This is a genomic window from Saccharopolyspora sp. NPDC045839, assembly GCF_056431645.1.
The window spans coordinates 90,437-113,578 of record NZ_JBWKKH010000012.1 but is presented as its reverse complement, the minus strand read 5'-3'; the positions used below and the strand labels follow the sequence as shown (position 1 = coordinate 113,578).

Genomic DNA, 23,142 nt, shown 5'->3' with positions numbered 1-23,142 from the left:
TACTGGTCCACCGCTACCGATGTTAGCTCCCACCGGCCGCGGGGCCGGCAATCGCCGTGGCCGGAACGCCCGCGGTCCCGGGTGGTCGTCTCATTCGGTGCCGTGGATCGCCTCCGCCAGTTCGTCGAGCGGGAGCTCTTCGAGGAAGTCGATGGTCACGTCGACCAGGGCGTGGCCGGGGAAGGCGAATTCCCCCTCGTACGAGCGGGAAACCTGGCTGACCGGATCGCGCCCGACGTCGAGGCCGAAGCACGAGAGGTGCGCCGAGGTGATCGGGATCTCGGTCTTGGCCACGATCTCGTCCCCGATGAGGAGGTCGACGTGCGCCGAGCGGTCGTCCCGGCGTTCGAGTTGGAATCCGACCTCGCACGGACCGTCGGGCACCGGGGCCGACGAGCAGGTGGACCGCTGGTCGAGCAGGAGGTGCTCGAAAACGGCTCGTCCGTGCTGGAGGTAGAGGACGTACCCCCCATAAGAGCTGCCGCTGGCCAGCAGCACCCCTTGTTCGGTACCCGTGACGCGGTTCAGGCGCGCGGTGACCCGCATGGAACGGTCACTGCCCGTCACGGCGCTCGCCAGGGGAACGTGCCCTTGCCCGGGCCGCAGCACGATGCGCCGACGGCCGGGTAGTCCCTGCGGGCCGCGCAGACCCAGCAGCTCCTTGAGCGGCCGGTCATCGAGCGGGAAGACCGAGTTCGCGGCGGCCTCCTGCTCCCACAGGTCTTTCAGGCGCCGCAGCCGTTCGGGATGGTGGGCGGCCAGGTCACGGTGCTCGGAGAAGTCGGATGTCGTGTCGTACAGCCGCCATTCGTCCCGCTCGTAGTCGGCGCCGGTGGCGTGCTCGGTGACGGCTTTCCAGCCGCTGTGCCAGATCGCGCGGTGGCCGAACATCTCGAAGTACTGCGTATCCCGCGGCGCCGGGCCGTCCTGGAACGTCGGCTCGATGCTTCGACCGTCCATGCCCGGTTCCGCGCCGGTACCGGCCAGATCGAGCACCGTGGGCGCCAGGTCTATGACGTCGACGAACTGGTCGCGCACCTCACCGGCTCGGCTGATGCCGTCCGGCCAGTGCACCACGAGCGGGGACCGAATCCCGCCGAGATCGACGAACTGCTTGTACCTGCGGAAGGGCGTGTTGCCGGCCATCGCCCAGCCCTCGGGGTAGTGGGCGGGACCGTCCGGCCCGCCCAACCGGTCGAGCCGCGCCAGCTGTTGGTCGATCGTTTGCGGGATCCCGCTGTAGGGGCCGTTGATGTCCACGGCACCGTCGGGCCCGCCTTCCCGGCTCGCCCCGTTGTCGGACATCACCGCGATCACGGTGTCGTCGAGCACGCCCCATCGTTCGAGTGCCGCGACGACGCGCCCGAGCTGGGCGTCGGTGTGTTCCAGGAAGCCCGCGTACGCCGCCTGCAGGTGCGTGTAGAGGGTTCGCCGCTCAGCGGACAACGCGTCCCAGGCAGGAACTCCGGGGTTGCGGGGAGCGAGCTCGGTGCCCTCCGGTACGAGGCCGGAGGCGATCTGGCGGGCGAGCCGGTCCTGGCGGGTCCGGTCCCAGCCCTTGGCGAACACCTCGACGTACGGATCGATGTACTCCCGCGGGGCCTGGAACGGTGCGTGCGTCGCGCCGAAGGCGAGTTGCAGGTAGAACGGATCGCCCAGGCGGAACGCGAGGTGGTCGCCGACGAAGCCGATCGCCCGGTCCGCGAGGTCTTCGGACAGGTGGTACCCCTCGGTCCGCGGCGGGGCCACCGCGTGGTTGTCCTCGTACAGCTCGGGCGCGTACTGGTCCGTACATCCGTCGAGAAACCCGTAGAACCGGTCGAAGCCGCGCGCCAGCGGCCAGTTGTCGAACGGGCCCGCAGGAGTGATCTCGTGCAGTGGCGCCAGATGCCATTTGCCCACCAGGTAGCTTCCGTAGCCCGCTGAACGAAGTCGTGTGGGCAGCAGCGGGATCTCCGGGTCGACCCGGCCCCGCGAGTTGGGGAAGCCGGTGTCGGTGTCGGCCAGGAACCGCATGCCGATGGAGTGGTGGTTGCGGCCCGTCAGCAGGGACGCGCGGGTCGGTGAGCACAACGGGGTGACGTGGAAGTTGTTGTAGCGCAACCCGTTGACGGCGAGCCGGTCGATGACCGGGGTCGCGATCTCGGAACCGAAGCACCCGAAGTCCGACCAGCCGGTGTCGTCGAGGATCACGGTCACCACGTTCGGGCGCCGCGCGCCGCCGTGCACCCGCTCCGGCCACCAAGGCGCGGAATCGGCAACGGTGCGGCCAATCTGACCGCTGAATGACGGCTCGCCCACGGCGTCCTCTCCCTCGAATGCATGAAATCGATTTCAAACTATGCCTCGCCCGATCCGCTCCGTCAAGGAGCGCGGTCAGGACTGCGGCAGGTCCGCCGCGCAGCGGAAACCCGTGTGGCAGGTGCTGCTGTCAGGGGTGTTCGACGTCCTCGCCGCGACTCGGTAGCGGTTGCAGTACGAGGCGTGGCACAGGTACGAGCCGCCCCGGATCACCTTCGCCGCACCGCCGGTCGGGCCGACCGGCGCCTCGCGGGTGTTCGCGCGGTCCGGAACGTGCCAGGTCGTGCTCCACCAGTCCGCGCACCACTCCCAGACGTTGCCGGCCACGTTGTGCAGGCCGTAGCCGTTGGGCCGGTAGGCGTTGACCGGGGCGAGGCCCCGATACCCGTCCGCTCCGGTGTTCTCGTGCGGAAACCGGCCCTGCCAGATGTTGCAGCGGTGGCGATCGCGCGGCGCGAGGGTGTCACCCCAGGGATACCGGGCCTGTTCGAGGCCGCCGCGTGCCGCCTTCTCCCATTCGGCCTCCGTGGGCAGGCGTTTGCCCGCCCATGCGGCGTATGCCTGGGCGTCGTGCCACGACACGTGCACCACGGGAAAGTTCGGGCGCTCGGCGACCACCGAGCCGGGTCCGTCCGGGCAGCGCCACGTCGCGCCGGCGACGGCTAGCCACCACGGCGCGTCGGGGACCTCCTCGCGAACAGCGTGCCGCGCGTCCGGGTGGAGTTGTGCGTAGAAGACGAACGACCAGCCGTGCCTCTCCGCGTCGGTGACGTAATCGGCATCCTTGACGAACACTGCGAACTGACGGTTGGTGACCACGCACGGATCGATGCGAAAGGACGGCAACGCCACCCTCCGGACAGGCCCTTCGCCATCCCCGGGAACAGCATCCGCGTCAGCGCCTCCCATCAAGAACTCCCCAGCAGGAACTGCGCACATCCCGCGAAGGGTCGCATTGGGGTCGCGGGGCGCAAGCGTGCTCCGGGAACTCTGCGCATCCGCCTCGCTCCTCCGCGGCCCGCAGCAGTCGCTCACGCGTCCACCTCGTTCTCCGAAGCCCTCTCAGGCGCAGCCGTCCGGCTCCGCCCGGACTCCGCCGGCGGACGCAGTGCCATCACCGATACCAGGCTGATCATCGCCACGACCACCAGCATCAGCGAGACCGGCCAGGTCCCCCGGCCCCCGGTTTGCAGTCCCTGCGCGATGATCGGGCTCAGGCCGCCGCCGAGGACGGTCGCGACCTGGAAGCCGATCGAGATCCCGGTGTAGCGCACCCGAGGTTCGAAGAGCTCGGCGAAGAACGACGTCTGCGGGGCGAAGATCGTCGCCACGATCACCGAACCGACCGCGAACGCGGCGAACAGCGCCACCACGCTCCGGGTGTTGATCAACCAGAACATCGGGAACGCCCACACCGCCAGTGCGACCGCGCCCGCGGCGAGCACCGAACGCCGTCCGAATCGGTCGGCGAGATGGCCGATGACCGGCGTGACCGCGAGGTTCACCGCACTGCCCGCGATGTTGGCCAGCAGTACTGCGGTCGCGTCCATGCCGAGCACCTTGGTCGCGAACCCGAGGAGGAAGATCCCTTGCACGAACCCCAGCGTCGTATCCCCGAGGTGCACGCCGACGGCACCGGCGATCTGCTTGGGGTAGCGGCGCAGCGCGTCGAGGGCGGGCAGCCGCACCCGCTCCGAGCTTTGCCGCGTCCGCACGAACTCGGGGCTCTCGGTGATCCGCCAGCGCAACACCAGACCCACCAGCACCAGCACGATGCTGATCAGAAACGGGATCCGCCATCCCCAGGCGAGGAGCTGCTCCCTGCTCAGGGTCCCCGCGAGGACGGCCACCACGCCGTTCGAGAAGATCACCCCGACCGGAGCGCCGGCCTGCACCAGGCTGCCGAAGAAGCCCCTGCGGCCGGCAGGTGCGTGTTCCACGGTGAGCAGCGCGGCACCGCCCCACTCGCCCCCGAGTCCCACGCCCTGCAGGAAACGCAAGGATACCAACAGGATTGGCGCCCAGATGCCGATCTCGGCGTACGTCGGCAGCAACCCGATGGCGAAGGTGACCACGCCGGTCAGCAGGAACGTCACCACGAGCATGGCCCGGCGCCCGACGCGGTCGCCGAAATGCCCGATCACGATCCCACCGAGCGGACGTGCGACGAATCCGACCGCGAAGGTGCCCAGGGAAAGCAGCAGGCCGGCCTCCGATGACGCAGCCGGGAAGAAGAGCTCAGCGAAGACCAGCGCGGCCATCGGCCCGTAGACGAAGAAGTCGTAGTACTCCAGGATCGACCCGATCGCACTGGCCACGGCCGCTTTCCAAGGCATCGCCCGGTCACGCGTGGCCGGGTTCGCTGTGCCCATGGGCACCTCCCACTCGGTTTCCGTTGTGCAACTCATCCGATGAAATCGATTTCAAAGTGCGTCTACTATGAGCTGGCACATGTCACGCGTCAAGCCCTTCGCCACCGCGGAGAGCGGAAGAGCCGCCAAAAGATCTCGGCACCGGCGACACGCCTGCACGCCAGAAGGAGTTGCCGGCCGTGCACCGCTGACGCGAGCGCACCAGACGTTGACCCGTACGGGCTTTCAGCCTTCGGGCGAAAACAGCCGATGGGGACACACCGCCGGATTCACGGTGAACTGGCCCGGCTCGGATACCCGACCGCCACCTGGGCTACTCGGCAAGCACGCAACGTCGCCGCAGACCTCGGCGCACATATGGACTCACTGCGTTTCCTCATCCGAGACCGCGACAGCAAGTACACCGACGCCTTCGACGCGGTGTTTCAAGCGGAGGAAATCGAGATCATCAAGACGCAGGTGCGAGCGCCGCGAGAGAGTGATCGGCAGCCTCCGCCGAGAAGTCCTCGACCACGTCCTCGTCCTCGGTGAGGCCCATGCGCGCCGCGCTCTCGCCGAGTGCCAGCGGCACTGCAACAAGCATCGCCCCCACCTGCGTCGTAGCGGCGGGCGGCCCGCCCCGCCGCGGAGAATTGACCCATGAACCTTTCGCAGAAATGAACCCCACCCGGGTTCAATTCGGCACCTAGTGTTCTCGGCATGACAACCTTCCAGGTGCCCGAGCGCATGAACTTCGCCGCCGTCTCACCCAAGGTCTTCAAGGCCGTGCTGGCCCTCGACACCGCCGCGCGCGACGGCCTGGACCCGACCCTCCTCGAACTGGTCCAGATCCGCGCATCGCAGCTCAACAAGTGCGCGTACTGCATCGACTACCACACCGGTGACGCTCGCAAGGCGGGCGAGAGCGAGGAGCGCATCTACCAGCTCAGCGCGTGGGAGGAGTCCAGCCTCTACACCGCCAAGGAGCGCGCCGCGCTCGCCCTGACCGAGGCCGTCACGCTCCTGCCCCAGGGTGTGTCCGACGCCGTGTACGCGGAGGCCGAGAAGCACTTCGAGGAGAAGGAGCTGGCCCAGCTCATCGCCCTGATCTTCACGGTCAACGCCTGGAACCGGATGAACGTGACCACGCGCAAGACCCCCGGCACCGAGTAACCGGGCCCTTCTCCGCAGCCGTCCGACGGGCAGTGGCCGCCACCCGGAGCGGCCACCGCCCGCCCGTCCCTGGCCGAACACCCATCCGAAAGAAGGCCGTCGCCGTGACCGCCGTCGACACTCCAAGATCCCAGCCCGCCGATGCGCAACGCTCACCGGTCAAGGGCTGGCTCGCCGTCCTCGCCGTGACCCTGGGCATCTTCGCACTGATGACCTCCGAGCTGCTGCCCGTGGGGCTGCTCACCCCGGTCGGCTCCGCCCTGGACGTCTCCGCGGGCACCGCCGGATTGATGGTGACCGTGCCCGGCCTGGTCGCCGCCCTCACCGCCCCGGTCGTCACGGTGGCCACCGGGAAGATCGACCGGCGCCTGGTCCTGGCCGTGCTCATCGGCCTGGTGGGCGCGGCCAATCTGGCCTCCGCCTTCGCGACCAGCTTTGCCGTCGTCCTGATCGCCCGATTCCTGATCGGGATCAGCGTCGGCGGTTTCTGGTCCCTGGCCGGCGGCATCGCGCTGCGCCTGGTACCCGAGCGCCACGTCGCGCGCGCCACCGCCGTCATCTTCGGCGGTGTCGAGACCGCCTCCGTGCTCGGCGTGCCCCTCGGCACCCTGATCGGCGACGCCACCAGCTGGCGCACGGCGTTCGCGGCCGTGGGCATCCTCGGTCTCGCCTCGCTGGCCGGCATGATCTTCCTGATGCCCCGGGTGGCTCCGGAGCGGACCCTCACCTTCGGCGACCTGCCGCGCGTGTTCCGCACGCACGCCGCCGTGCGTGTCGGCATCACCATGACCTTCCTGGTGATCACCGGCCACTTCACCGCCTACACCTTCGTCAGGCCGATCCTGCTCGGCGACGGCATCGCCGACAGCATGATCAGCGCACTCCTCATGGTCTTCGGCGTCGCCGGCATCTGCGGCAACTTCATCGCCGGTGCCCTGATCGACAAGCGGCTGCGCCAGACCGTCATCGGAGTCCCGGTGATCCTCACGGCCGCCATGGCGATCCTGGCCCTCGCCGACACCGGCACGTTCTCGGCCGCCGCCGTCCTCGTCCTGTGGGGCCTGGGCTACGGCGCGGTTCCCGTCACCTTCCAGACCTGGATCCTCAAAGCGGCCCCCGACGCCACCGAGGCCGCCTCCTCGCTGTACGTGTCGATGTTCAACCTCTCCATCGCCCTCGGCGCGCTCGCCGGCGGCTTCGCCGTGGACGCCATGTCCACCGTGAGCGTCCTGTGGATCGGCGCGGTCCTGGCCGTCCTCACCTTGCTCGTCATCGGCACGGCAGGCCGCCGCAAGACCGCTGTCCGGACATGAGACGTCCAAGTGCCGGTCCGAACCCGACAGGGCGACACGAACGCACACGAACCTCAGACCTGTCCACAAGAGACGTTGAGCGGCGAAAACCGAGAAACCGCAGGACAAACCGATGCAGCACGCTGCCGTTCAGCGCAGTGCGGCGTGGTTTCACTGGCTTCGAACCGACCGGCGCCGCCTGTTGGCCCGGTGTGATTTCCCCGAACACGGGAAATTTCACGCGCGCGGGGTTCAAGTCGCTCGGACACAGATTTACCCCACACGGTAACTTCAGGCGGCGAGCGAGTTGGTGCCGCCCGCGCCCGAGATCGTCGGGCGCGGGCGGGTCAACGGGCGGCTTCGTGGGGCACGGGGGCCGCCCGTTGAACTATTGCGCGGTGCGCAGCTTTCTATCGAGCGGTCAAGCGACCCTCGGCGTCTTTCACGACGTGCCCGCCTTGAACCACCGCGATGATCTCTGCCGGATCGGCCAGGGTTCGGGTCTCCGCGAGGGGATCACGGTCGGTCATGACGAGATCGGCGAGCTTTCCAGGCTCGAGCGTGCCAAGATCGCGGTCGAGGCGGAGGAGCTCCGCGGCGTTGATGGTCCCGGCCTTGAGCGCTTCGGCGGGATCCATACCGAGGTCTACCAGGTGGGCGAGTTCTGTGAGATTTGCACCGTGGGGACATACTCCTGCGTCGGTGCCGAGGGCGATCTTCACGCCCGCGTGGATGGCCCGCCCCACATGTGCGCGCGCGATTTCAGACCACCGGGTCTTCTTCGCGTAGAGGTAGTCGGGGACGCGCGCGGGGTCGGGGACGCGAAGAGCGGAGCTGAGCGTAGGTACCAGAGTAATTCCGCGCTCGATCATGAGCTGGATACCTTCGTCGTCGATCTCGTATCCGTGCTCGATCGAGGTGACGCCGCCACGGATGGCTTCGAGGATGCCCTGGGCACCTTGGGCATGGGCCGCAACGGGTTGCCCTTGACGTCTCGCAGCCTCCTCGACAGCGAGGCGCACCTGGGTTTCCGGCACGCCAAGATCGTGAGGAGTGTCCGAGGGGCTGGAGACGCCGCCGGTGGTGCACACCTTGATGACGTCCGCTTCGGAACGGATGAGTTCGCGGACAGTGCGCCGAAGCTCCTCATCGCTGTCGACGACCCTGGAAATCGTTGCGTCAGGACGACCAGTTCGCATGCCGTTGGGCAGGTGCATATCAACGTGACCGCCGGTCGGCGAGAGAACACTGATCGCCAGGTGGAGCCGGGGGCCCTGGGTCAGTCCTTCAGCGATCGCATTGCGGTATCCGGCGTCGAGCCCACCAAGGTCCCTAGCAGTGGTGATCCCGGCGAGCAACGTACGTCGCATGGTGTCCGCGGCCTGGAGCGCCAGGTGGCTCTGATGCTTCGCCATCAAGGCGGCAGGCGGTTCCTCGATCGAGGATCGCATGTGGACATGCGTATCGATGAAACCGGGGAGCACAGTCGCGCCATCCAGGTCGAAAGTCGGGCCGTCGGACCAATCTTCGGCACGGCGAGGTCCGACGTACTCGATCCGCTCACCGTCGACGACGAGCTCACCATCTTGGATCAGGTGGTCATCGAGCCCGGTCCAGAGTCGAGCACGGATGAGCCGATACGCGCCGCGGCGTGCCGGCGTGCGCGGAAGACGCGCGACGTGCGCAGGATTAGCGTTGTTCTGCAACGGATTATCCTTCCGATCCGTTAGCCGGCCGCGTGATTGCAGTGGTGCGCGGTCGATTCTTCTTGAGCACGAGGACGGCAACGAGGCCTACCGCGAACGCGGACGCGCACACTCCCCAGACAGTCTCATAGCCGCCGAGCGATGCGGCGTTCAGACTGGGGACGGTAAAGGCTGCGAGCAGCATCGCGAAGACTGAACCAGCGACAGCCGCGCCAAGGGTTTTCAGCGAGTTGTAGACCCCGGTAGCAATGCCCGTCGAGTCCTTCGGCACGGCCTCCGCGATGAGTGCCGGCAACGCGCCGAGGAGGAGACCCTGCCCGAAACCGCCAAGCATCTTGCATGCCACGATCACCCGAAGATCATGGTTGAAGAGCATGAGTCCGAGCTGGCCGGCGAATCCGAGAGCGAGCCCGAGCGCGAGGACGCCGAGGAGCCCCATCCACTTGGCGAAGCGTGCGAACACAATCGCTGCGACGCTTGCGAGAAAGACACCGACCACGGTGATCACCGAGATGATTCCGGGTCGGAGATTGAATCCATACCCTGCAGTGCCAGGATCCGCGGCGAGGAACGTCACGAGGACGGTCTGAGTGCCGAGTGCCACCATGCCGAGGATGAAAGACACGACGTAGGCCGGCCAGAGCGTCGGACTCGCTACGAGTCGGAGATCAATCGCCGGTACCTCCACCCTGCGCTCCCACCACACCCAGATGAGAAACAAGACCGCCGCCCCGAGGAAAGGCAGGAACGTGCCGGGGTCGGCGAAGCCGGCGGCCGATGCGCGGTGCAGTCCCCACAAGAGCAGGAGCATGACAAGGGCGAGCCCCGCGAAGCCGACCAGGTCGAGCTTCGGGTTGGCTCGATCGGTGGATTCCGGTACTGCCACGAAGACCGCGACCATGCAGAGGGCGAGCAGAGCGACGGGGATCAGCAGAACGATCGTGAGGTTCGGGATGCGCGCCAGCTGACCCGCAGCAAGCGAACCTACGACCGCACCGAACGTGATGCAGGCGACGAGCATACCGATCGCGCGGCGAGCGGTCTGGCCAGGAAGGCGACTGTGGACGATCCCAATTTCAAGTGGCAGCCACACCGCGAGTGGTCCGCACAGCACCCGTCCGACGAGCGCCAACGCGAAGTTCGGCGAAAGAGCGACGAGTGCGGCACCAATCGCGACGACGATGACGCTGATGCGGAGGATGCGCCGGTGGCCGTAGATGTCTCCGAGCTTCGCGAGCACGGGCACGCTCACACCTGCTGCCAATGTCTGGACGGTCACGAACCAGGTGATCGCTGAATCGCTGATCGCCCAGTGCGCGACCATTTCGCCGAAGAGCGGACTGTAGTAGCCCTGAAGGAAGCCGCTGCTGAATTCGACGAACAGCAGGAACCCGACGATCGCGGCGACCCGAGCAGGTAACGCGGGAGCGGCGGTCCGGCCGCGGTCAGTATCCGCCGTTGGATGCTGAGACATGTTCTTGGAGTTCTCCGTCTGGATTACTGCGGTGCGTGCCCAGCCTCCGAGGAGAGGCCCACCTGAGTGGACAGGAAGTGGTTTCGAAGCGGAGGAGCCTGGGTCAACGCCGTCGCGACCTGACGGAACACGGCTTCACTGAGCGGTTGGTCGCGAAACGTCGAACGGTAGAAAGCGAAACCGGCGATGAGATCGAGGATGGCGTCAGCATCCGACTCCGGTGGAATCTCACCTCGACCGATCGCTCGCCCAACTAGTGTGCGACCGCGTTCCCGCCGCTCGAAAAGGAGCCCTGCGTCCACGATCTCTCGGACCTCTGGCTCGACGAGCAGCGAAAACAAGTTGCGGGGGCCGCGCACAGGGCGCTCGAAGCGCCGGTAGGACATGCTCTGACTCATGTGGATCGTAAGATCCTCGACGAGTGAGCCCGTGTCCGGCATAACGCCGACCTCGGCGTCCCGCAAGAGCACCGCCGCAGCGAGCTCAGCCTTCGTTGACCAACGGCGGTAGATCGCGGTTTTGCCGCACCCGACCGTCGCCGCGACGTGCTCCACCCGAAGACCGGCGTAGCCACCGACCCTGAGGACATCTTCCGTCGCGTCGAGAATCCGCTCGGTGAGCTCAGGGTTGTTGGCTCGCCTCGAGGACGACTTCTCAGCTCGAATCACGAGCAGGATCTTATGCACGCACCTTCGCGATACGCAACGTATCGCATCAAGGTTTTTTCCCACCATGGAGACAGAAGACAACCGATACGAACCGTTCCACATGAGGGAGGCATGGCAGCTCCAGACGGGCCGGGCCCGGGCGCCGCCACGAAGCCAGAGGTGCCGGACCGAGCCGAACCAGGACGCCGAGCGGAGCCTGCTGAACTGCGGACGTGCTGCGGAGCGGGCGGTCAGCTTGGCACGAAGACTTCGCCCAGCGGCTGCAGCGTTCCACCTGACTGCGTGCCTGGCACTCGAATGGGGGCCCCTGGGCATCCGCGTCAACTGCGTCGCGCCCGGCTACATCGACGCCCCGATGAGCAGGTGGATCCACGACGACCCCGAACAGTTCGCCGCTTACATCGCCCGCATTCCGCTGGCCCGGCTCGGGGAAACCGAAGAGATCGCGAAGGCCATCGCCTACCTGGCGTCAGAAGACGCGTCGTACGTGACGGGGCAGGTCATGCAGGTGGACGGAGGAATCACGAAGTCATGAGCCCGCACGACGAATACTGGCAGGGGCGGACCTGCGTCGTGACTGGTGGCGCTCGCGGTCAGGGCGCGGCCGAGGTCGGTCACCTGGTCTCGCTGGGCGCTGCCGTCATCGCGGTCGACCGGTTGCCACAGGACGGGCCGGAGTGGGCTGAGCTGCGGAGTTCGGTCGCTGCAGCGGATGACCTGATCACCTTGGACGGCGACATCACGAACCCGGTCACCTGGGAACGAGTGTCGGCGGCAGTTCGCGAACCCGGCCGTCCGCTCGCAGGCCTGATCAACAACGCGGGCATCACCCTCCGCAAAACCGTCACCGCGACCACGTTGGAGGAGTGGGAGAACCTGATCAGGATCAATCTGACGGGTTCATTCCTGGGAATCCGTTCGCTGGCACCGATCATGGCCGACAGCGCTGCGATCGTGAACGTGTCGTCTACAGCCGGCCTCACCGGCTACTTCTCGGCTGCCTACACGGCGAGCAAGTGGGCGCTGCGCGGACTGACCAAGGCCGCGGCCATCGAACTGGCTCCACGCGGGATCCGGATGAACACCATCTGCCCGGGACTGGTCGATACGCAGATGACGCTCACGGCCGACAACGCGTCCAACGCGACCCAGGCCGAGCTCTTCTACGCGGGCAACCGCACGATGACTCCGCTGGGCCGCGGAGCATCGCCCCAGGAGATCGCCTCGGCGGCCGTCTTCCTGCTCAGCCCGGAGGCGGCGTTCGTCAACGCGGCGGATCTCCCCGTCGACGGCGGCATGATCGGTGCCGGCATCTACTCGTACATCGGGAGGAAGACGGGCGCCGTCGACGACGCCACCCACCATCAGTAGGGGCACCGCGGGATCGTTGATGTCGACCGGGGTGCCGAGGAAACCACTCGGGTTCTCTGCCGGCTCCACGAGCCTGAAGCCGGCGAGGACACCCTTCATTCCTCCGCTGCCTCGACCGGGTCGAGCAGATGCGCAGCGATCCGCACCGGGCCGTCCTCTGCCGTGCCCAACAGGGTTTCGTTGGCCTCCGCGCGCTTGTAGTACAGGTGCGCGTCGTGCTCCCAGGTGAACCCGATACCGCCGTGGTACTGGATCATCTGGAAGGCCGCCTCGAACGCCTGGGGAAGCACGTAGCTCCGGCACAGGCTCACTGAACTCCCGGCCGCCGTCGATGATCGCGATCGCGTCCGGCTTCTGCTGGAGCGACCGGTGCAAACCCTGGGTGAACAACAACGTGACTCCTTCTCCGCGACAACGTCTGCTCAGGCGGTGGCGCGGTCCGACGCGCTGCCGGTGCGGGCGACCGCATCTCCCCCGCACCGGCAGATCTCCGCAACGACTTCGTGGACGGAAGGCCGATCGCTTCCCGAACCGTCCGGCCCGGCGAAGCGGAGAGCGCGTTCCCGACCTGGGCCCCGGCCGACGGCGCCCTTCTCATCCATCCGATGTTTTCGGGCGTTCATCCCGGTAGCCGTATCGACAGGCCCGAAAATCCGACCAGTAACCCAAAAGTCGATATCAGCGGCAACAATCACGCGTATCGCTCACAGCCGGACGCCGCGAGCCAAGAATAATCGTCGGCGGTCGCCAAAAACGGCTCCCCATATCGACAATCGTCATAAGCGCCGCGGCCCGCAACAGCTGGGGCAGTCGCGCTCGCTCTCAGCCGACTCCGTGGCGACGTCTCGGTCACCGGCCGGTCAAGCGCGCAATCGGCGAGGTTCAGCTCTGGGCGATGTGGGGATTCGCCTCAGCCGCCAAGCGCGCGTGCTCGAGCAACGCCCGCACGTGCCGGCTGGAGTTCTCCGTCCTGGCCGCGAAAGCCAGGTGCATCGGCTCGATGCCGACGACCGAGCAGTAGCTCAGCCCCGGCAGGTGCGCGTACCGACGGGCATCCGAGTTGGTGATGCCGACTCCGCGTCCGGTCGCAACCGCGGCGATCCACTCGTAGGCCGTCCGCGCCCGGACGACCGGCTGTCCCACGTTCCACCTCGCGAGGAAAGCAGCGTCCGATGCGCGGTAGGCGACCGTTGGCAGGTCGGCAAGCTCGGTGGCGTCCAAGGTCCGCCTCGTCTCCAACGGATGCCCCTTGGGCAGGGCCACGCAGGGATCGATGGAGTCGACGACGACTTGCTCCAAGCCAGGAAGGCCGTTCGGCCAGTGCAGCACCGCGACATCCGACTCGTCGGTGTCGAGGCCGATCGACGCGTCCTCCCACGGGAACTCCTGGAACCGGACCTCGACGCGGGGACACTCCGCCTCGAAGGCGGCGAGAACCCCACGCGTCGAGTCTTCTACTGCACCCGCGAGGCGCTGAAGCTCATGGAGCCCCAACACGACCGGCTCCGCTGCCTCGTCGCGTGGTCGGCGTGGTGGTTCAGGACGAGTGGTCGCGCAGATCCCGGAACGCGTCCCGGATCTCGGACACCAGCAGACCCGGCTGTTCCAGGCCCGGGAAGTGGCCACCACGGTCCAGCTCGTGCCAGGAACGGAGATCGTGGTAGCGACGCTCCGCCCAGCTGCGGGCGGTCGGCCAGGGATCGGCCGGGAACAGCGAGCAGGCGGTGGGAGTGGTCACGGGTCGCGCGTTCTCCTCCTCCGCGCTGCGCGGCACCCATCTCATCGCCTCCCAGTACCACCGAGCGGAGGAGGCGCCGGTGCCGGTCAGCCAGTACAGCGCGATCGTGTCGACCTGCCGCGCCAGGCTCACACCGCCCCCGACCTCGGGGCGGGTGTCGGAGTAGGCGGCGAACTTCTCGCCGAGCCACGCGGCCAGGCCGGCCGGGGAGTCGAGCAGGGAGTAGCCGAGTGTCTGCGGGCGCGTTCCCATCAGCATCCCGAAGCCGTAGCCGTCGCGCAGGTGCGCGTCACGTCGGTCCAGCAGGCGCTGTTCGGCCGGGTCCGGTGCGATCCGGTCTTCGGACAGGGGCGAGGCCAACGGCATCGTCAGGTGCAGGCCCGCGACGCGATCTGGCGCCAGACGCGCCAGTTCGGTACTCACCTGAGCACCCCAATCCCCGCCGTGCGCCCCGAAACGCTGGTAGCCCAGCACGGTCATCAGCTCGGCCCACGCCCGGGCGGTACGGCCGGGGTGCCAGCCCTGTTCACGGGGACGGTCGCTGAAACCGAAACCTGGCAATGCCGGAACGACCACGTGGAAGGCGTCGCGGGCGGAACCGCCGTGCGCGACCGGATCGCTGAGCGGCCCGAGCACGTCCTCGAACTCGAACACCGAGCCCGGCCAGCCGTGGGTCAGCAGCAGGGGCAGAGCCGTCGGCTCCGGTGACCGAACGTGCCAGAACGCGATACCCAGCCCGTCGAGACATATCCGGTAGTGCGGGATCGCGTTCCACCGGGCTTCCTGCGCACGCCAGTCGTGCTCTCGCCACACGTCGAGCAACGCCGTCAGCTGCCGCAGTCCGATTCCCTGCGCCGCATCCGGCACCGTCTCGGGTTCGGGAAGCCGGACCCGCTCCAGACGAGCACGCAGATCGGCCAGGTCCTGATCGGCGACGCGCATCGGGAAGGGCTCGGCTTCGGGTGGCGCGCCCTCGGCGGAAGAGATGTCGATCATGGACGAAATCCTAGCGACGGGTCGTCACCGCTCCCATGCTCGAGATTGCGGTGCTGCGGTCGAGAATTGCGATAGACCGAGGGGCGGGCTCCGGCGTGCCGCAGGAAGGCGGTCGACAGCGCTGCCCGGGCCGAAAACCGCGTCCACGCTGTTCGAATGCTCGCGCGCAAGGCGGACCAGCAGCCGCGCCGGTGGTGAGTCATCCCGACCGCGGCGATGATCGTCCAGTTTGGACGCGTGGCGGGCCGCCCGCCGGGATGTGCTGCCGTGTAGCGGAATCCCCCGCCGATCTCGTCGTGGCGCTCAACCGCCACCTGGCACGAACGCCGGGTTCACTCCCAGACCACGACGTTGCGCCGCACGGGAGTCGCGGTGGAGTTGGTGACGAACAGGTCCGGGCTGCGCTCGCGGATCCGCTCGATGTCGGCGAAGACCTCGCGCAGGTGCGCGCGCATGGTCTCGCGGGCGCGCGGCGGGTCGTGGTCGAGCACGGCCTCGAGGATCCGGACGTGCTGGTCGACGAACACGCGCGGCGAGTTCGCCTCGTAGAGCCCGAGGCGGCGCGCGCGGTCGAGGTGGCCCTTCGCGGACACCACGGTCGGCCACGCGCTTTCGTGGCCGGACAGCCGCAGGAGTCCGCGGTGGAACTCCTCGTCGAGGGCGAAGAAGTCCTCGAGATCGATCTGCGGCTCCTGCTGGCGCGCCAGAGAGGCCTCCAGCTCGGCGACCACCTCGCCGTCGAGTTCCGCTGGAAGGTCGTCGAGTGCGGCGAGTTCGACGGCCTCGCGCAGGAACTGGGCGTCGGCCACGCGCCGCAGGTCGACCCGGGAAACGAAGGAACCGACCTGCGGAAACACCTGCACCAGCCCCTCCTCGGAGAGGAGGATGAGGCTCTCGCGCACGGGCGTGCGGCTCACGCCGAGGCTCGCGGCAAGCTCGTTCTCCGACAGCGCGGCCCCCGGCCTCAGCTCCAACGTCAGCATCTTGCGGCGCAGCGTCTCGTAGACGGCCCGCCTGCTGGTGCGCCCTCTGGTCCCCTCTGTCACGGATCCAACACTAGTAGACAAGCTTGCCGAACTAGTACACCAGTGCTTGACCCTCTCCGCGACAGATGCTTGTATACCAGTGCTGCTACACCAGTCGCGAGTCCTCGAAGGAGCGGATCCTGTGAGCAAGATCGAGCGGGCCGAGGTGTTCGTCGCCTCGCCCGGCCGGAGCTTCGTCACGCTACGTCTGACCACGTCGGACGGGGTGATCGGACTCGGGGACGCCACGCTCAACGGCCGTGAGCTCGCGGTGGCCAGCTACTTGCGCGACCACGTCGCCCCGCTGCTCATCGGCCGCGACCCCGCCCGCATCGAGGACATCTGGCAGTACCTCTACCGCGGCGCTTACTGGCGGCGCGGCCCGGTGACGATGACCGCTATCGCGGCCGTGGACACCGCGCTCTGGGACATCAAGGGCAAGGTCGCGGGCCTGCCCGTCTACCAGCTGCTCGGCGGCCGCTCGCGCGACGGGGTGCTGGTGTACTCGCACGCCAGCGGCACCGACGTGCCGTCGCTGCTCGACGACGTCGCCCGCTTCCGCGAGCTCGGCTACCAGGCGATCCGCGCGCAGGCCGCGGTCCCGGGCATCGGCGGCACCTACGGGGTGCGCAAGGGCGTGGTCTACGAACCCGCGGCCACCTCGCTGCCGGAGGAGCAGCCCTGGTCCACCGAGGCGTACCTGGACCACGCCCCGACGTACCTGGAGGCGATCCGCGAACGCTTCGGCTTCGGCTTCCACCTCCTGCACGACGTGCACCACCGACTCACCCCGATCGAGGCCGCGCGGTTCGGCAAGCGCGTCGAGGACTGCCGGCTGTTCTGGATGGAAGACCCCACGCCCGCGGAGAACCAGGAGTCCTTCCGGTTGATCCGCCAGCACACCACCACGCCGATCGCGGTCGGCGAAGTGCTGTCGTCGATCTGGGACGTCCAGCACCTCATCACCGAACAGCTCATCGACTACGTGCGCACCAGCGTGGTGCACGCGGGCGGGATCACGCACCTGCGGCGGATCTTCGACCTGGCCGCGCTGTACCAGGTCCGCACCGGCTCGCACGGCGCCACCGACCTGTCCCCCGTCAGCCTGGCCGCGGCGGTGCACCTCGACCTCACCGTGCCGAACTTCGGCATCCAGGAGTACATGCCGCACGCATCCGAGACGATGGAGGTCTTCCGCAGCGGGGTGCGCTTCGAGAACGGCATGCTCCACCCGTCGGAAGAGCCCGGCCTGGGCGTCGAGTACGACGAGAAGGCCGCCGAGCACTTCCCGTACGAGCCGCGCTACCTGCCGGTGGCACGCCGCCTCGACGGCTCGGTGCACGACTGGTGAGCGCGATGCTGAGCCGGTCCACGGCAGGCGAGCTCAGTCCGGAGATGCGGCCGCTGGTCGATCCCGGCGAGCTGCGGCCGCGAATCGTCCACTTCGGACTCGGCGCCTTCCACCGGGCGCACCAGGCGGTGTACACCGAGGCAGCCTCGGCGCGATCCGGGCAGCCGTGGGGGATCGTCGCCGTCGGGCCACGTTCGGCTGCCCCGGTCGAGGCCGCCCGCGCCCAGGACTGCCTGTTCTCGATGACCGAACGGGTGCCGGGCGAGGGCCGGATCCGGGTGGTCGGCTCGGTGCTCGACGCGCTGATGATGCGGGCGGACGCCGAGCGCATCGACCGGCTCATCGCCTCGCCCGAGGTGACCACGGTGACGTTGACGGTGACCGAGAAGGGGTACTCGCGCGATCCCGGTACCGGGCTGCTGAACACCGCCGATCCCGGCGTAACCGCCGATCTGACCGCGACCGCGGTCGGCGATCCGGCGCCGATGCGCACCGTCGTCGGTAGGCTCACCGCCTCGCTCGCCGTGCGCTTCCGGACCTCCGGCGCCCCGGTCAACGTCGTCTCGTGCGACAACGCGGCCGGCAACGGCGCCGCGCTGGCGGCCGTGGTGCACGGCTTCGTCGAAGCATCGGCGTGGCCGGACCGGGAGGCACTGCTCGACTGGTTGCAGACCGCGGTCGCGTTCCCCTCGACGGTGGTCGACCGCATCGTCCCCGCGACGACGCCCGAGGACCGGGCGGCCGCATCGAAGGCGCTCGGCTTGCACGACGAGACGCCGGTGGCGGGTGAGCCGTTCCGCCAGTGGGTGCTGGAGGACCGCTTCGCCGCCGAACGCCCGCCGTGGGAGCTGGACGGCGCGCTCGTCGTTCCCGACGCCGGCCCGCACCAGCTGATGAAACTGCGCCTGCTCAACGGATCCCACTCGACCCTGGCGTACCTCGGGCTCGCCGCCGGGTGCGACACCGTCGCCGACGCCCTGGGTTCGGACTGGGGCGAGCGGGCGGTCCGCCGCTTCGCCGCGGAGGTCTCGGCGACCCTGCCGGAGGCGGGGCTCGACGTCGCCAGGTACGTCGACGCCCTGGTCGAGCGGTTCGGCAATCCGGCCATCGGCCACCGGCTGCGGCAGATCGGTTCGGACGGATCGCTGAAGATCCCCGAGCGTTGGCTTCCCGCCCTGCGCGAGCTCCGGGCCGGCGCGACGGCCACGCCCGTGCTGGAACTCGCGCTGGCCGCCTGGGTCAACGCCACCCGCCCCGGCGACGGCGGAGGCCAGGTGTTCGGTACGGACGATCCGGCCGCGGAGGCGCTCGCGCGGTGCTGGCGAGGCGCCGCCGAACCGGCCGTGGTCGCGCGGCTGCTGACCGCCATCGGCGCCACCGACTTGGCCGAGGACGCGGGCCTCGTGTCCGCGGTCGCCGGCCACCTACCGGCTCTGCGCGCGGGCCGAGTCGAGTTGTGAGACCGCCCGCACCCCCAGTACGTGAAGCAAAGGAGCGCACGGATGACTGAGAGCACGCAGACGGAGCCGGACGGCTCCGTACGGCGGACGACGCGGGACCTCAGCCGCGCCGCCGTGTCCGGCTGGCTCGGCACGGCCATGGAGTTCATGGACTTCCAGCTGTACTCGCTGGCCGCCGCCATCGTCTTCAACAAGATCTTCTTCCCCGACGTGAGCCCGGCCATCGGGCTGATCGCCGCGATGGCCACCTACGGCGTCGGGTACGTCGCGCGCCTCGTCGGCGCCGTCTACTTCGGACGAATGGGGGACCGGATCGGCCGCAAGAGGGTCCTGTTCCTCACGATCATGCTGATGGGCGGCTCGACGACGCTGATCGGCGTGCTCCCGCCGTACCAGATGATCGGCATCGCCGCGCCGATCCTGCTCGTCGTGCTGCGGCTCGTCCAGGGTTTCGGTGCGGGCGCGGAGATCGCCGGCGCTACGGTCATGCTGGCCGAGTACGCGCCGGCGAAACGCCGCGGCCTCATCGCGTCGCTGGCGGCGCTGGGCACCAACTCCGGCACGCTCGCCGCGTCCGGGCTGTGGGCGGTGCTGCTGGCGGTGCTGTCGGACGAGCAGCTGCTCAGCTGGGGCTGGCGGCTGCCGTTCCTGCTGAGCTTCGTGCTGCTGCTGCTCGGCGTGTGGATGCGCTCGAACCTCAAGGAGAGCCCGGTCTTCGAGGAGCGGCCCGACGTCGTCGGCGGTGTCGCCCTGTCGCGCAGCGAGATCGAGAAGTCCGGTGAGCACTCGCTGGAGGCGGGGCTGCGCCAGAGCAAGGGCAAGGCGTTCCTGCTGACGCTGGGGCTGCGGTTCGGCCAGGCCGGGAACTCCGGTCTGGTGCAGACCTTCCTCGTCGGCTACATCGCCACGAACCTGCTGGTGAGCAAGTCCGTGCCGACGTCCGCGATCGTCTACGGCTCGCTGCTGGGGTTCGTCACGGTTCCGCTGGTGGGCGCGCTGGGCGACCGGTTCGGCCGTCGCCCCGTGTACCTCGCGATGACGGCGCTGACCATCGTGCTCGCGGTGCCGATGATGGCGACGATCGCCGCCGGGCACACCGTGGCGCTATCCGTGGCGATGGTCGTGGGGCTGAACATCGGCGTGCTCGGGCTGTTCTCGCTGGAGAGCGTCACGATGGCGGAGATGTTCGGCTCTCGGAACCGCTTCACCCAGCTCGCCGTGGCCAAGGAGATCGGCGGCGTCCTGGCTACCGCGATCGGCCCGGTGCTGGCCGCCACGCTCACCGCCGTGACCGGGCACTGGTGGCCCATCGCGGCGATGCTCATCGCCTATTCGTTGATCACCTTCGCGGCGGCGTACTTCTCGCCGGAGACCCGCGGTCGTGACCTGGTCCGGCTGGAGGACGCGGTATGAGGGCCGTGGTCGTGCATGGCCCCGGCGACGTCAGGGTCGATCGGCTGCCGGATCCGGTGCCCGGCGACGGCGAGGTCGTCATCGCCATGGAGTGGGGGGGCATCTGCGGTTCGGACGTGTCCTACTGGCGGCACGGCGGCTCCGGTACGGCGGTGCTGAAGCATCCGCTGGTGCTGGGGCACGAGGTAGCCGGGCGGGTCGCGAGCGTCGGCCGCGGGGTGGCCGGGGTCGAGGTCGGCCAGCCGGTCACCGTCCACCCGGCCGAGCTGGTCGGTCCCGAAACGCTGCCCGAGCGGCTCGCCGGGCGCACGAACCTCCATCCCCGGGTCCGGTACTTCGGCTCGGCGGCGTTCCACCCGCACACCGACGGCGGTTTCAGCGAGTTCCGGGCCGTGCGCGCCGATCAGCTGCGGCCGCTGCCGGACGGGGTGAGCACTCGGCGGGGCGCGCTGGCGGAACCGCTCGCGGTCGCGCTGCACGCGGTGAACCGCGCCGGGGACCTGGCGGGGCGGACGGTGCTGGTCAACGGGGCCGGGCCGATCGGCACGCTCGTCGTGGCTGCGGCGAAGCACCGCGGGGCTGGCACGGTGATCGCTGCCGATCTCGCCGCTCCCGCGCTGCGCATCGCAGAACGCCTCGGCGCCGACGAGGTGCGGAACCTCGCCGCGGGCGATTCGCTGCCCGAGGACGTCGAGCTGGTCTTCGAGGCGTCGGGCGCGCCGGGCGCGCTCGGGCCGGTGCTACGCGCGACCGCGCGCGGGGGCACGCTCGTGCAGGTCGGCAACCTGCCCGGCGAGCCGGCGCCCGCCGCCCTCGGCGACCTGGTGACCAGGGAGATCACCTGGATCGGCTCGTACCGGTTCGTCGACGAGATCACCGACGCGCTCGGCGCCCTGGCCGACGGGCTGGACGTCGACCCGCTCATCACCCACACCTTCGACCTCGACGATGCCGCGGCGGCGCTCGCCGTCGCGGCGGACCGGACGAGCAACAGCAGCAAGGTTCTCCTGCGGCTGGGCGAGGAAGGGAACGAATGACGCCGGTCGTGACCCTGGGCGAGACGATGGCGCTGCTGAACACCCCGGCGCAGGGACGTGTCGTGGCCGGTTCGGCGCTGCCGGTCGGTATCGGGGGCGCGGAGTCCAATGTCGCCATCGGGCTGGCCCGGCTCGACGTGCCCTGCACCTGGATCAGCCGCGTCGGGGACGACGCGCTGGGCTCGCTGGTGACGCGCGAGATCCGCGCCGAGGGCGTGCGGGTGCTCGCGCACCGCGACCCCGATGCGCCGACCGGGCTCATGCTCAAGGAGATGCGGGGCGGCAAGCCGTGGCGCGTCCGCTACTACCGGCGCGACAGCGCGGCCTCACGGCTGTCCACATCGGACATCGATGAGCCGCTGATCGGCGCGGCCGACGTCGTGCACCTGACGGGCATCACCGCGGCGCTCGGACCCGGGCCGCTCGGCGCCCTCGACCACGTCATCGAGCTCGCGCGAGCCGCCGGCACGCTGATCTCGTTCGACGTCAACCACCGCGCGACCCTGTGGTCGCCGCAGGAGGCTTCACCGGTCCTGGCCCGGCTCGCCGCGGCCGCAGACGTCTTGTTCGCGGGGCCGGAGGAGGCCGCGCTGCTGCTGGGCCGCGACCCCGGCGAGCCCTCGTTCGAGTCGGGCGAGGACCTGGCGCACGCGCTCGCCAAGACCGGCCCGCGCACGGTGGTGGTCAAGCTCGGCGCCCTCGGATCGCTCGCTCTCGACGGCGACCGGATCCACCGAGCGGCAGCGGTGCCGGTCACCGTCATCGACCCCGTCGGCGCGGGTGACGCATTCGTCGCCGGATACCTGAGCGGCCTGGTCGCGGGCAGTCCGGCCCCGGAATGCCTACGGATCGGCAACGCGGCCGGCTCGGCGGTATGCGGCGTGCCCGGCGACTGGGAAGGACTGCCCACGCGCACGGAACTGGAGTCGCAGGCTTTCGCCGGGGAGATCGTCCGGTGACCGAGTTGTTGAGGCGCTGCCCGGTCATTCCCGTTGTGGTGCTGGACGATCTGGCGCAGGCGCTGCCACTCGGCGCGGCACTGCTCGCCGGAGGGATCGACGTCGTCGAGATCACCCTGCGCACCGAAGCGGGAATCGAGGGCATCCGCGCGCTTTCGGAACTGCCCGAGCTGACCGTCGGCGCGGGCTCGGTGCTGCTACCCGATCAGGTCGACCGGGTCGTCGACGCGGGCGCGCGGTTCGTGGTGAGCCCGGGCGTCTCGCACGACGTGCTCGCTCGTGCCGCCACGCGCGGCGTGCCTGCGCTGCCCGGGGTGGCGACGGCTTCCGACCTGATGGCGGTGACCGCGCTCGGGCTCACCGAGGTGAAGTTCTTCCCGGCCGGGCTCCTCGGGGGCCCGGCGGCGATCCGCGCGCTCGCGGCGCCGTTCGGGGACTTCACGTTCATGCCCTCGGGCGGCGTAACCGCGTCGAACCTGGCGGACTACCTCGCACTGCCCCAGGTTCCAGCCGTGAGCGGGTCCTGGATGGTCGATCCAATCCTGCTGCGGGAGGAACGCTGGGACGAGGTCACCGAACGATCGACCGCCGCACTCCGCGCAGCGGGCGCGGAGCGCGGGTAGTCGTCCGCGAGCGGTTCATCCGGGCCCAGGGCACTCCTGGCAGCTCTGCCGCATCGAGCGCACGGCTGTGATCCCGCCCTCGCGCAGGTACCCGGCACTCACACCAGGTGTCTCATCTCGTCCCGACAAGGAGGGATGCCGATCAGAGCTCGTTGCAGGCGTTTGCAGCCGAGCCGGCCAACCCCGGCGATTGCCGGCTGAGGC

The 23,142-nt window shown here is 69.0% G+C and carries 21 protein-coding genes; 10 read left to right on the top strand and 11 right to left on the bottom strand.

The window, feature by feature from the left end; genetic code table 11:
• Positions 1-90: 90 nt before the first annotated feature.
• From AC07EQ_RS19095 to AC07EQ_RS19080, 4 genes are all read right to left on the bottom strand, one after another.
• Positions 91-2,301, bottom strand: coding sequence for an arylsulfatase (locus AC07EQ_RS19095; protein ID WP_478389250.1), 2,211 nt, complete (start codon positions 2,299-2,301; stop codon positions 91-93).
• Positions 2,302-2,376: 75 nt separating this feature from the next.
• Entirely contained in the window at positions 2,377-3,336 is a 960-nt protein-coding gene (locus tag AC07EQ_RS19090; RefSeq protein ID WP_478389249.1) for a formylglycine-generating enzyme family protein, read from the bottom strand.
• A complete protein-coding gene (locus tag AC07EQ_RS19085; RefSeq protein ID WP_478389248.1) occupies positions 3,333-4,619 on the bottom strand; it encodes an MFS transporter in 1,287 nt (428 codons plus the stop codon). The genes AC07EQ_RS19090 and AC07EQ_RS19085 overlap by 4 nt, the downstream gene beginning before the upstream one ends.
• 502 nt (positions 4,620-5,121) lie before the next feature.
• On the bottom strand, positions 5,122-5,256 hold the full coding sequence (locus AC07EQ_RS19080; RefSeq protein WP_478389247.1) for a hypothetical protein: 135 nt from the start codon (positions 5,254-5,256) through the stop codon (positions 5,122-5,124).
• Between the two features lie 116 nt (positions 5,257-5,372).
• Here AC07EQ_RS19080 and AC07EQ_RS19075 point away from each other — a divergent pair, with 116 nt between their 5' ends.
• Together AC07EQ_RS19075 and AC07EQ_RS19070 are read left to right on the top strand one after the other, a co-directional pair.
• Complete coding sequence (locus AC07EQ_RS19075; protein ID WP_478389246.1) at positions 5,373-5,825, top strand: carboxymuconolactone decarboxylase family protein; 453 nt, start codon at positions 5,373-5,375, stop codon at positions 5,823-5,825.
• 104 nt (positions 5,826-5,929) lie between these two features.
• Positions 5,930-7,138 (top strand): MFS transporter, encoded by a 1,209-nt coding sequence (locus AC07EQ_RS19070; RefSeq protein WP_478389245.1) that lies wholly within the window; start codon positions 5,930-5,932, stop codon positions 7,136-7,138.
• Between the two features lie 389 nt (positions 7,139-7,527).
• On the opposite strand, the gene AC07EQ_RS19065 is transcribed toward AC07EQ_RS19070, so the two are convergent.
• Genes AC07EQ_RS19065 through AC07EQ_RS19055 form a run of 3 tightly spaced genes read right to left on the bottom strand, consistent with a single transcriptional unit; the run spans position 7,528 to position 10,983 of the window.
• On the bottom strand, positions 7,528-8,823 hold the full coding sequence (locus AC07EQ_RS19065; RefSeq protein WP_478389244.1) for a metal-dependent hydrolase family protein: 1,296 nt from the start codon (positions 8,821-8,823) through the stop codon (positions 7,528-7,530).
• Positions 8,824-8,827: 4 nt separating this feature from the next.
• Entirely contained in the window at positions 8,828-10,297 is a 1,470-nt protein-coding gene (locus AC07EQ_RS19060) for an MFS transporter (RefSeq protein ID WP_478389243.1), read from the bottom strand.
• Positions 10,298-10,320: 23 nt separating this feature from the next.
• A complete protein-coding gene (locus AC07EQ_RS19055) occupies positions 10,321-10,983 on the bottom strand; it encodes a TetR/AcrR family transcriptional regulator (RefSeq protein ID WP_478389242.1) in 663 nt (220 codons plus the stop codon).
• A gap of 82 nt (positions 10,984-11,065) precedes the next feature.
• Between AC07EQ_RS19055 and AC07EQ_RS19050 the strand changes: the two genes are divergently transcribed.
• Entirely contained in the window at positions 11,066-11,500 is a 435-nt protein-coding gene (locus tag AC07EQ_RS19050; protein ID WP_478389241.1) for an SDR family NAD(P)-dependent oxidoreductase, read from the top strand.
• A complete protein-coding gene (locus tag AC07EQ_RS19045) occupies positions 11,497-12,336 on the top strand; it encodes an SDR family NAD(P)-dependent oxidoreductase (RefSeq protein WP_478389240.1) in 840 nt (279 codons plus the stop codon). Before AC07EQ_RS19050 ends, AC07EQ_RS19045 begins: the two co-directional genes overlap by 4 nt.
• A gap of 95 nt (positions 12,337-12,431) precedes the next feature.
• On the opposite strand, the gene AC07EQ_RS19040 is transcribed toward AC07EQ_RS19045, so the two are convergent.
• From AC07EQ_RS19040 to AC07EQ_RS19025, 4 genes are all read right to left on the bottom strand, one after another.
• Positions 12,432-12,647 carry an acyl-CoA dehydrogenase family protein gene (locus tag AC07EQ_RS19040; protein ID WP_478389239.1) on the bottom strand — a complete coding sequence of 72 codons (216 nt, stop codon included), beginning with the start codon at positions 12,645-12,647 and terminating at the stop codon, positions 12,432-12,434.
• Positions 12,648-13,218: 571 nt separating this feature from the next.
• The gene (locus AC07EQ_RS19035; protein ID WP_478389238.1) at positions 13,219-13,833 is read right to left on the bottom strand and encodes a LysR substrate-binding domain-containing protein; all 615 of its coding nucleotides are present in this window, start codon (positions 13,831-13,833) and stop codon (positions 13,219-13,221) included.
• Positions 13,834-13,873: 40 nt separating this feature from the next.
• Positions 13,874-15,070 carry an epoxide hydrolase family protein gene (locus AC07EQ_RS19030; protein WP_478389237.1) on the bottom strand — a complete coding sequence of 399 codons (1,197 nt, stop codon included), beginning with the start codon at positions 15,068-15,070 and terminating at the stop codon, positions 13,874-13,876.
• A gap of 332 nt (positions 15,071-15,402) precedes the next feature.
• Positions 15,403-16,116, bottom strand: coding sequence for a GntR family transcriptional regulator (locus AC07EQ_RS19025; protein ID WP_478389236.1), 714 nt, complete (start codon positions 16,114-16,116; stop codon positions 15,403-15,405).
• Between the two features lie 121 nt (positions 16,117-16,237).
• Between AC07EQ_RS19025 and manD the strand changes: the two genes are divergently transcribed.
• The 6 genes from manD to eda are packed head-to-tail and all read left to right on the top strand — an operon-like array spanning position 16,238 to position 22,938.
• Complete coding sequence (manD, locus tag AC07EQ_RS19020; protein ID WP_478389235.1) at positions 16,238-17,446, top strand: D-mannonate dehydratase ManD; 1,209 nt, start codon at positions 16,238-16,240, stop codon at positions 17,444-17,446.
• A 5-nt stretch (positions 17,447-17,451) separates the two neighbouring features.
• Positions 17,452-18,906 carry a mannitol dehydrogenase family protein gene (locus AC07EQ_RS19015; RefSeq protein ID WP_478389364.1) on the top strand — a complete coding sequence of 485 codons (1,455 nt, stop codon included), beginning with the start codon at positions 17,452-17,454 and terminating at the stop codon, positions 18,904-18,906.
• A 42-nt stretch (positions 18,907-18,948) separates the two neighbouring features.
• Positions 18,949-20,319 (top strand): MFS transporter, encoded by a 1,371-nt coding sequence (locus AC07EQ_RS19010; protein WP_478389234.1) that lies wholly within the window; start codon positions 18,949-18,951, stop codon positions 20,317-20,319.
• Positions 20,316-21,356 carry an L-idonate 5-dehydrogenase gene (locus tag AC07EQ_RS19005; RefSeq protein WP_478389233.1) on the top strand — a complete coding sequence of 347 codons (1,041 nt, stop codon included), beginning with the start codon at positions 20,316-20,318 and terminating at the stop codon, positions 21,354-21,356. The genes AC07EQ_RS19010 and AC07EQ_RS19005 overlap by 4 nt, the downstream gene beginning before the upstream one ends.
• Positions 21,353-22,315 carry a sugar kinase gene (locus tag AC07EQ_RS19000; protein WP_478389232.1) on the top strand — a complete coding sequence of 321 codons (963 nt, stop codon included), beginning with the start codon at positions 21,353-21,355 and terminating at the stop codon, positions 22,313-22,315. Before AC07EQ_RS19005 ends, AC07EQ_RS19000 begins: the two co-directional genes overlap by 4 nt.
• Positions 22,312-22,938 carry a bifunctional 4-hydroxy-2-oxoglutarate aldolase/2-dehydro-3-deoxy-phosphogluconate aldolase gene (gene eda / locus AC07EQ_RS18995; protein ID WP_478389231.1) on the top strand — a complete coding sequence of 209 codons (627 nt, stop codon included), beginning with the start codon at positions 22,312-22,314 and terminating at the stop codon, positions 22,936-22,938. Before AC07EQ_RS19000 ends, eda begins: the two co-directional genes overlap by 4 nt.
• The last annotated feature ends 204 nt before the right edge of the window (positions 22,939-23,142 follow it).

Coding starts and splice junctions, on each gene's coding strand:
- AC07EQ_RS19080 (WP_478389247.1), bottom strand. CDS start 5,256: ATGCTTGTTGCAGTGCCGCTGGCACTCGGCGAGAGCGCGGCGCGCATG.
- AC07EQ_RS19045 (WP_478389240.1), top strand. CDS start 11,497: ATGAGCCCGCACGACGAATACTGGCAGGGGCGGACCTGCGTCGTGACT.
- AC07EQ_RS19005 (WP_478389233.1), top strand. CDS start 20,316: ATGAGGGCCGTGGTCGTGCATGGCCCCGGCGACGTCAGGGTCGATCGG.
- AC07EQ_RS19000 (WP_478389232.1), top strand. CDS start 21,353: ATGACGCCGGTCGTGACCCTGGGCGAGACGATGGCGCTGCTGAACACC.
- AC07EQ_RS19075 (WP_478389246.1), top strand. CDS start 5,373: ATGACAACCTTCCAGGTGCCCGAGCGCATGAACTTCGCCGCCGTCTCA.
- AC07EQ_RS19060 (WP_478389243.1), bottom strand. CDS start 10,297: ATGTCTCAGCATCCAACGGCGGATACTGACCGCGGCCGGACCGCCGCT.
- AC07EQ_RS19050 (WP_478389241.1), top strand. CDS start 11,066: ATGAGGGAGGCATGGCAGCTCCAGACGGGCCGGGCCCGGGCGCCGCCA.
- AC07EQ_RS19015 (WP_478389364.1), top strand. CDS start 17,452: ATGCTGAGCCGGTCCACGGCAGGCGAGCTCAGTCCGGAGATGCGGCCG.
- AC07EQ_RS19030 (WP_478389237.1), bottom strand. CDS start 15,070: ATGATCGACATCTCTTCCGCCGAGGGCGCGCCACCCGAAGCCGAGCCC.
- AC07EQ_RS19010 (WP_478389234.1), top strand. CDS start 18,949: ATGACTGAGAGCACGCAGACGGAGCCGGACGGCTCCGTACGGCGGACG.